Origin of the sequence: Streptomyces luteolifulvus, from assembly GCF_008806595.1 — a bacterium.
In the GTDB taxonomy this organism is placed as follows: domain Bacteria; phylum Actinomycetota; class Actinomycetes; order Streptomycetales; family Streptomycetaceae; genus Streptomyces; species Streptomyces luteolifulvus.
On the sequence record NZ_VZRB01000103.1, the window covers coordinates 1 to 894 of the forward strand.

General features: G+C 68.2%; 1 pseudogene. It reads right to left on the reverse strand.

The window, feature by feature from the left end:
* Positions 1 to 10: 10 nt before the first annotated feature.
* Positions 11 to 827, reverse strand: a pseudogene (locus F7R91_RS41770) (IS5 family transposase).
* Positions 828 to 894 lie beyond the last annotated feature (67 nt).

Here is an 894-nt window from a genome sequence, read left to right on the forward strand (position 1 = left end):
CTTAGAGGTCCTAACAAAGGCGTTGGACGTGTCTGTAGGTGATGAGGCAGGTGGCGAGGCCGAGGAATGCCTCGTGAATGTCGTCGCGTCGTTCCCAACGGATGCGCAGGCGGCGGAAGCCGTGCAGCCAGGCGATGGTGCGTTCGACGACATACCGGAAGATGCCCAGGCCGGAGCCGTGGGGCTGGCCTCGTTCGGCGATGACCGGGCGGATGCCCGGGCCCACAGCAGGCGCCGGTACTTGTTGTGGTCGTAGCCGCGGTCGGCGAGCAGCGCGTCGGGCCGGTGTCGGGGCCGGCCTACGGTCCCGGCGACGGCGGGGATCTTGTCGAGCAGGGGCAGGAGTTGGGTGACGTCGTTGCGGTTGCCGCCGGTCAGCGACACCGCGAGCGGGATGCCCTGGGCGTCGGTGATGACGTGGTGCTTGCTGCCCGGCCGTGCGCGGTCGACCGGGCTGGGCCCGCTTTTGGGCCCCGCCGAGCGGCCCGCACGTGGGAGGAGTCGATCACCGCCCTCGACCAGTCCAGCTGCTTGGCGGACCGCAGCTTCTTCAGCAGCAGCACATGCAGCTGGTCCCACACCCCGGCCTCGTTCCACGCGGCCAGCCGCCGCCAGCAGGTCATGCCCGAACCGAAGCCCAGCTCCTGCGGCAGGTACTCCCACTGGATGCCGGTGTGCAGCACGAACAGGATCCCGCACAACGCCTGCCGATCCGGCACCCTCGGCCGCCCCTCCACCAGCTTCGGACCCGGCTCGGGCAGCAACGGCTCGACCAGCGCCCATAGTTCGTCCGACACGATCCACGGCCGCGACTGTCTCTTCCCCACGACCACACCAACGAGCGGACAAGTCAACAGTCACATGATCAACCACTTCTGTTAGGACCTCTTACAC